Here is a 5,599-nt window from a genome sequence, read left to right on the forward strand (position 1 = left end):
GATACTGGGATTGAACCAGTGACCCCTACCGTGTCAAGGTAGTGCTCTCCCGCTGAGCTAATCGCGCCTGGTGAGGCGTTGGTGCAACGACCCCCGAGGGGATCGAGTGCGCGATACTGGGATTGAACCAGTGACCCCTACCGTGTCAAGGTAGTGCTCTCCCGCTGAGCTAATCGCGCCTGGTGAGGCGTTGGTGCAACGACCCCCGAAGGGTTCGAGTGCGCGATACTGGGATTGAACCAGTGACCCCTACCGTGTCAAGGTAGTGCTCTCCCGCTGAGCTAATCGCGCGGGAAGGGCTCCCGGCGAACCAGGGGCACCTCTTGGAGGTGGAGACGGGATTTGAACCCGTGTAGACGGCTTTGCAGGCCGTTGCCTCGCCTCTCGGCCACTCCACCAGGCAACACACACGAAGGACGATCTTACACTGTCCTTCATCGAGCGGACGACGAGATTCGAACTCGCGACCCTCACCTTGGCAAGGTGATGCTCTACCAACTGAGCCACGTCCGCCTGTCTCCCGGGGGGCTTCACCGGTTTTCCCGGCTGCGCTCCCTGGCGACGTGTTGAACTCTAGCGGATTCCCGGGCCAGCTAAAAATCCGTTCCCGCAGCGTGCCGCGGGGATCCCCGCAGGTGGTGCTCCGTCAGCCTGCCCGGGTCCCCGACCGACCTACACTTCAGGCACCGCAGACCAGCCCGTCCACCGCGCCCACCCCCGCGCGGCACAGCACCGAATCCGCGCAGGAGTACCGTGTCCGGCCCAGCCCGCCCCGCCAGCCCGCTCGCCCGTTTCGGCGGCCGCGTCGCCACCGGACTGCGCGACGTCACCTCGGACCCGGCCGCTCTCGACTCCGCCGGCTTCTGGGCCGTCGCGTACGACTTCGAGGGACGCCTCACCTGCGCCCGCTTCGACGACGTCCGCCCGGCCCCCGCGCCCCCGGGCACCGCCGGCTGGCTCGGCCCGCACCCCGGCAGCTGGCACAGTTCGCTCGACCGGACCGCCTACACCGCCGGGGTCCGCCGGATCCGCGAGCACATCGCGGCCGGCCAGGTGTACCAGGCCAACCTCTGCAGAGTCCTCGGCGCACCACTGCCCGACCCCGCCCGCAGCGACATCGACGCCCTCACCGGCCTGCTCGCCCGCGGCAACCCGGCGCCGTACGCCGGCACCCTGCGACTGCCCGCGCACGGCGTGGAGATCGCCACCGCCTCGCCCGAGCTCTACCTGCGCCGCGACGGGCGGACGGTCTCCTCCGGTCCGATCAAGGGCACCGGGCGCACCGAGGACGATCTGCTGGAGAAGGACCACGCGGAGAACGTGATGATCGTCGACCTGGTCCGCAACGACCTCGGGCGGGTGTGCGAGACCGGCTCCGTCACCGTGCCCGACCTGTGCGCGGTCGAGAAGCACCCCGGCCTCGTCCACCTGGTCTCCACCGTCCGGGGCACCCTGCGCGAGGAGGCGGGCTGGCCCGAGCTGTTCGGCGCGACCTTCCCGCCCGGCTCCGTCACCGGCGCCCCCAAGTCCAGTGCCCTGCGGATCATCGACAGTCTGGAGACCGCTCCGCGCGGCCCCTACTGCGGCGCCGTCGGCTGGGTCGACGCCGACCGCGGCGAAGCCGAACTCGCCGTCGGCATCCGGACGTTCTGGATCGACCGGAGCGACGCCGCCCACCCCGAGCTGCGCTTCGGCACCGGCGCCGGCATCACCTGGGAGTCCGATCCGGAACGGGAGTGGGCGGAGACCGAACTCAAGGCCGCCCGACTGGTCGCGATAGCGTCTGCCGGAGCCACACCCAGCGCCACGCCCACAGCCACCCCCGACGGCACCCCGTAGCCCCGCACCCGAGGAGCACCGCCCCGATGCAGCGCCCGACGCACGACGACAGCACGATCTGGGTCAACGGCGCCCTGGTCGCCACCGGCGACGCCAGCGTCTCCGTGCTGGACCACGGACTCACCGTCGGCGACGGCGTCTTCGAGACCATGAAGGCCGCCGACGGCCGGGCCTTCGCCCTCACCCGCCACCTGGAGCGCCTCACCCGCTCCGCCCGCGGCCTCGGCCTGCCCGACCCCGACCACGACCTCGTCCGCGACGCCTGCGAGCAGGTCCTGCGGGCCAACCCGATGCCGCTCGGCCGCCTGCGCGTCACCTACACCGGCGGCACCTCCCCGCTCGGCTCCGAGCGCGGCGACGCCGGCACCTCCCTCGTGGTGGCGCTCGGCAGCAGCACCCGCCGCGCCGACACCACCGCCGTGATCACCGTGCCCTGGCGCCGCAACGAGCACAGCGCCGTGGCCGGCCTCAAGACCACCTCCTACGCCGAGAACGTGGTCGCGCTCGCCGCCGCGCACCGCGAGGGCGCCACCGAGGCACTGCTCGCCAACACCGCCGGGCAGCTCTGCGAGGGCACCGGCTCCAACGTCTTCGTCGTCCTCGGCGGCCGCCTGATCACCCCGACGCTCGCCTCCGGCTGCCTGGCCGGCATCACCCGCCAACTCGTCGTCGACTGGTGCGACGCCGAGGAGGCCGACCTCCCGCAGTCCGTCCTGCGGGAGGCCGACGAGATCTTCCTGACCTCCACGCTCCGCGACGTCCAGGCCGTGACCCGGGTCGACGACCGCGAACTCGCCGGCCCCGGCCCGGTCACCACCAAGGCCATGACCCTCTTCGCGGAGCTGAGCGGCAACGACCTCGACCCCTGACCGGCGCTCCCGGCCGGCGTTCCCGGTACGGATACAACCGCGGGGAGCGGGGAAGAGAGCCCTCCATGACCACCACGCTGCGCCCCGAGAGCCCCGAATCCCCGGCGCCGGGCGGCGCCCGCACCCGGCGCTGGCAGATCTGTGCCAACGGCCGGCCGGTCGGCGCCCTGCGCACCACCGCGACCCCGCAGGGCGACCAGTGCTGGGGCCGGATCTCCGAACTGGAGGTCTGGGAGGGGCGCGGGCGCGGACGGGCCACCGTCGGCGCCCTGGCTGCCGAGGAGGTGCTGCGCAGCTGGGGCTGCACCCGGATCGACGCCGACATCCCCGAGACGGCGACCGCCGCCGCCCGGCTGGCCGAGGCCCTCGGCTACCGGGAGCGGATGCGCAACATGGCCAAGCGGCTGGACGCGGGGAGCCCGGCCCCGGGGCTGCCGCCCGGCGTCACGGCCCGCCCGATCGACGCCGGGGCGTACCCGGCCTGGCTGGAGGGGGCGAAGGCCGGGTACCTGCACGACCTGCGCGCCTCCGGGCTCACCGAGGAGCAGGCCCGGGCGAAGTCCGACGCCGACCACCTGCACCTGCTGCCGCAGGGCGCCGCCACCCCCGGCATCGTGCTGCGCCGGCTGTACGGGGCGGGCACCGCGCCCGTCGGCAGCCTCTGGCTGGCGCTGCACCAGCGCGACCTCCCCGACGGCCGGCCGCTGGCCTGGGTGATGACCGTCGAGGTGGCCGAGGACCGGCGCGGCCGTGGCCACGGACGGGACCTGATGCTGCTCGCCGAGCGCGAGTGCCTGGCCGCCGGGGTGCACGACATCGGCCTGAACGTCTTCAGCAGCAACCGGGTGGCGATCGGGCTCTACACCTCGCTGGGTTACCTGGTCACCAATCGCGTCCTCGGCAAGCCGCTGCAGTGACGGCCCGGGGGCCCGCGCAGCGGTGACGGAGCGCCGTGCCGGCCGTCAGGAGGCCTTCTTCTCCTCCAGGACGGCGACGATCTCGGCCCGCAGGCCGTCCTGGCTCTGCCCGCCGTCCAGCCGTCGTCCGGCGATCACGTAGGTCGGGGTGCCGGTGATGCCGATCGCCTTGCCCTCGGCCTGGTCGGCGTCCACGATCAGGGTGTGCCGGCCGTCGATCAGGGCCAGCTCGACCTCGTCGGCGTCCAGGCCGCTCTCGCGGGCCACCTCCACCAGCAGGGCCTCCCCGCGGGAGCCCAGCTCGTCGACCCTCGCCAGCAGGGCTTCGACGTACGGCCAGCCCAGGCCCTGGGCGAAGGCCTCCTCGGCGGCCTGTGCGGCGGCGTACGCGTGCTTGTGCTTCTCCAGCGGGAAGTGCCGCAGCTCGACCGTCAGCGCGTCCCCGTACTGGGCGCGCAGGGCGCGGACGTCGTCCAGGGCGGTGCGGCAGTCCGGACACTGGAGTTCGCACCAGAACTCGAGCCGGGGGAGGGAACCATCGATCATGCCCCCAGTGTTCCACTAGTGAGCGTTCCCCCGAGCCGCTCCGCAGGGCTCCCGGGGAGCGGAGCGACGCGGACGGGAGGCCTGATGTCGAGCAGCGGGATGTCGAGGACCGGCGGGCACGGGCGGGAGCGGGCGTGCTGACCGGGGCGGTGGCCTTCGCGCTGACCGCGGCCGGGATCGCGGTGGCCGGCCTGCGGGCGTACCGGCGGCGAGCGCTGTCGGCGGTCCGGTGGTTCGCGGTGGCGCTGCTGCCGGCCGGGCTCTACCTGACCGGGCTGTTCCCGGTGGCCAGGACGATCGGCAGCGAGATCGCCGACTGGGCGTCGAGGCTGGTGTTCGACCCCCGGGTGTGGGCGGGCATCGTGCTGCTCGCGGTCTCCGCCGCGCTGCTGCTGGGCACCCGCTGGGCGGCCCGCCGGCAGCTCGGCGACGCTCCGCCGGGGCCTGCTGCCGCCACGGGTACCCCGGCCCGCCCGGCGGTCGCCGACCGCGCCGCGCAGCCGGCGCCGAAGGCCCGGCCCGCCGCCAAGGCCGACGACGGCCTCGGAGACTTCTCCGACATCGAGGAGATCCTGCGCAAGCGCGGCATCTGACCAGCGGGCTGCGGGCTGCGGGCTGCGGTCTGCACCGCGCAGCCGGCCGCCCGGCCGCCCGACGGCCCGCCCGTCAGGCGGTCGGCACCGTTTCGGCGGAGCGCTGTCGCGCCCGGTACGCGGCGACGTGCAGGCGGTTGCCGCAGGTACGGCTGTCGCAGTAGCGGCGCGAGCGGTTGCGGGAGAGGTCGACGAAGACGCGTGCGCAGTCCGGTGCCTCGCAGTTGCGCAGCCGCTCCCGCTCGCCGGCCATCACGATGAAGGCCAGGGCCATGCCGAGCTCGGCCGCCAGGTGGTCGCCCAGGGCCGCGTGCGGGGCGAAGTAGTGGATGTGCCAGCCGTGGTGGTCGTGGTTGGTCAGCCGCGGAGTGGTGCCGGCGGCGGCGACCACCGCGTTGACCAGTTCGGCCGCCTCCTCGGTGGAGCCGGCCGAGAACACCTCGCGCAGCCGGCTGCGCAGGTTCTGCACGACGCGCAGGTCGGCGGGAGTGAGCGAGTCGATCTCGCTGATCTCCTGGCGCACCACGAAGGTGTCGAGCGCGGCGACGTCCGGCAGGAGCTCGCTGCCGCAGGCGTCGGGCGAGGTGTTGAGGAGCTCGACCAGAATGCTCAGTGCGCACTCGGTGTCATGGGTGATCAGCACGTGGGGGCTCCTCGCGCGGCGGGGGCCGTCGGCTCCCCGCGTCAACAGTCACCGCAGACCTTACCGGGCTGCGGCGCCGATGGGGCGAGCTCCCGCGAGCGGGCCGGTGCGCGGGTTCCTGCCGGGGCCGGCGCGAGGCCCGGGCCGCCGGGCAGAGGGGCCGGTCACCCGCGATCGGGTGACTGGCCCCTC

The 5,599-nt window shown here is 73.7% G+C and carries 6 protein-coding genes and 4 tRNA genes; 4 read left to right on the forward strand and 6 right to left on the reverse strand.

Translation table 11 applies throughout. From position 1 onward, the window contains the following. Positions 1-107 precede the first annotated feature (107 nt). The 4 genes from ACFUK0_RS38790 to ACFUK0_RS38805 form a co-directional block, all read right to left on the reverse strand. A tRNA-Val gene (locus ACFUK0_RS38790) sits at positions 108-179 on the reverse strand. A gap of 40 nt (positions 180-219) precedes the next feature. Beyond that, positions 220-291 (reverse strand) — tRNA-Val (locus tag ACFUK0_RS38795). Between the two features lie 33 nt (positions 292-324). Further along, positions 325-398, reverse strand: a tRNA-Cys gene (locus tag ACFUK0_RS38800). 42 nt (positions 399-440) lie between these two features. Beyond that, positions 441-513 (reverse strand) — tRNA-Gly (locus tag ACFUK0_RS38805). A gap of 240 nt (positions 514-753) precedes the next feature. On the opposite strand from ACFUK0_RS38805, the gene ACFUK0_RS38810 reads away from it, so the two are divergent. The 3 genes from ACFUK0_RS38810 (at position 754) to ACFUK0_RS38820 (ending at position 3,625) form a co-directional block, all read left to right on the forward strand. After that, a complete protein-coding gene (locus ACFUK0_RS38810) occupies positions 754-1,839 on the forward strand; it encodes a chorismate-binding protein (RefSeq protein WP_380258550.1) in 1,086 nt (361 codons plus the stop codon). A 26-nt stretch (positions 1,840-1,865) separates the two neighbouring features. Further along, the gene (locus ACFUK0_RS38815) at positions 1,866-2,708 is read left to right on the forward strand and encodes an aminotransferase class IV (protein WP_380258552.1); all 843 of its coding nucleotides are present in this window, start codon (positions 1,866-1,868) and stop codon (positions 2,706-2,708) included. A 65-nt stretch (positions 2,709-2,773) separates the two neighbouring features. Continuing rightward, positions 2,774-3,625 carry a GNAT family N-acetyltransferase gene (locus ACFUK0_RS38820; protein ID WP_380258554.1) on the forward strand — a complete coding sequence of 284 codons (852 nt, stop codon included), beginning with the start codon at positions 2,774-2,776 and terminating at the stop codon, positions 3,623-3,625. Positions 3,626-3,670: 45 nt separating this feature from the next. Here the strand turns inward: ACFUK0_RS38820 and ACFUK0_RS38825 are convergent, their stop codons facing one another. Next, complete coding sequence (locus ACFUK0_RS38825) at positions 3,671-4,171, reverse strand: DsbA family protein (protein WP_380258556.1); 501 nt, start codon at positions 4,169-4,171, stop codon at positions 3,671-3,673. A 134-nt stretch (positions 4,172-4,305) separates the two neighbouring features. Here ACFUK0_RS38825 and ACFUK0_RS38830 point away from each other — a divergent pair, with 134 nt between their 5' ends. Beyond that, positions 4,306-4,764, forward strand: a complete 459-nt coding sequence (locus tag ACFUK0_RS38830) for a hypothetical protein (protein WP_380258558.1) — start codon at positions 4,306-4,308, stop codon at positions 4,762-4,764. Positions 4,765-4,837: 73 nt separating this feature from the next. On the opposite strand, the gene ACFUK0_RS38835 is transcribed toward ACFUK0_RS38830, so the two are convergent. Further along, a complete protein-coding gene (locus ACFUK0_RS38835) occupies positions 4,838-5,407 on the reverse strand; it encodes a CGNR zinc finger domain-containing protein (protein ID WP_380258560.1) in 570 nt (189 codons plus the stop codon). Between the last annotated feature and the right edge of the window lie 192 nt (positions 5,408-5,599).

The organism is Kitasatospora sp. NPDC057223 (genome assembly GCF_042669755.1).
In the GTDB taxonomy this organism is placed as follows: Bacteria; Actinomycetota; Actinomycetes; order Streptomycetales; family Streptomycetaceae; genus Kitasatospora.